Origin of the sequence: Actinoplanes siamensis, from assembly GCF_016862395.1 — a bacterium.
GTDB lineage: Bacteria > Actinomycetota > Actinomycetes > Mycobacteriales > Micromonosporaceae > Actinoplanes > Actinoplanes siamensis.
Genome location: NZ_BOMW01000135.1, coordinates 1 through 1,366 on the forward strand (window position 1 = coordinate 1; position 1,366 = coordinate 1,366).

A 1,366-nucleotide genomic window follows, 5' to 3' on the forward strand; every position below is an offset into this window, starting at 1 on the left:
GGGGTCTGTAAAGATAACGGCTGATCTGGGTTTGAGTTGATCAGTGGATGGCCAGGTCGAGTCGGCCTTCGAAGGCGGTCTGGAAGGCGTTCAGGGGTGCTTTCCAGCGCATGGTCCAGCGGCGGCGGCCGGCACCGGTCGGGTCGAGGCTCATTAGCGCCAGGTAGACGCATTTGAGGGCTGCGGTCTCGTTGGGGAAGTGACCTCGGGCCCGGACCGCTTTGCGGATGCGGGCGTTGACGCTCTCGATGGCGTTGGTGGTGCAGATGACCTTGCGGATCTCGACGTCGAACGCGAGGAACGGCACGAACTCCGACCAGGCGTTCTCCCACAGCTTCACGATCGCCGGATACTTGCCGCCCCAGGTCTCGCTGAACTCCAGGAACCGCTCAGTCGCGGCGTCCTCAGTCGGTGCGGTGTAGACCGGCTTCAACGCCCGGGCTATCTTCTCGTAGTCCTGCCGGGCCGCGTATTTGAACGAGTTGCGCAAAAGGTGCACCACACAGGTCTGGACCACGGTCTTCGGCCAGACCGTCTCTACCGCGTCGGGCAGGCCCTTGAGCCCGTCGCAGACCAGCATCAACACGTCCTGCACGCCACGGTTCTTGAGTTCGGTGAGTACGTGCAGCCAGTACTTGGCGCCCTCACCGCCGTCACCGGCCCAGATCCCGAGGATGTCGCGGTGGCCTTCGGCCGTGACGGCCAGAGCGACGTAGATGGGCCGGTTCGCAACATGACCGTCGCGAATCTTGACGTTGATGGCATCGATGAACAGAACGGGATAAACCCGGTCAAGCGGCCGGTTCTGCCACTCCGCCATCCCGTCCATGACCTTGTCGGTGATCGTGGAGATGGTCTGCCTGGACACCTCGGTGCCATACACCTCGGCCAGGTGGGCAGCGATCTCCCCATGGGTCAGCCCCTTGGCCGACAGTGACAGCACGAGCTCGTCCACGCCGGTCAGCCGGCGCTGCCGTTTCCGGACGATCTGCGGCTCGAACGAGCCGGCCACGTCGCGGGGTACCTGGATCTCCACCGGCCCGACATCGGTGATCACCGTCTTGGACCGGTGGCCGTTACGGGTGTTGTCCCGCTTGTTCGCGGCCTTGTCGTGTTTGTCGAACCCGACGTGGTCGGTGATCTCGCCCTCGAGAGCGGACTCCAGGACCCGCTTGGTGAGCTGCTGCAACAGCCCGCCCTCACCGGTCAGCTTCAGGTCATTGCCGCGGGCCCGGTCGACCAGCATCGCGACGAGCTGATCATCGGAGATCTCCGCCGACAGTCCAGCGACCGGCTCGGGGCCAGGGTGTTCGGTCGTCATCTTGGCGTCTCCCTAAGTATCGAGATCCGCCGATAAATTTACAGT

1 protein-coding gene is annotated in these 1,366 nt (G+C 63.9%); it reads right to left on the reverse strand.

Annotated elements, in window-relative coordinates; translation table 11 throughout:
• Positions 1-40: 40 nt before the first annotated feature.
• Positions 41-1,321, reverse strand: coding sequence for an IS256 family transposase (locus Asi03nite_RS37420; protein WP_203685244.1), 1,281 nt, complete (start codon positions 1,319-1,321; stop codon positions 41-43).
• Positions 1,322-1,366: the final 45 nt, after the last annotated feature.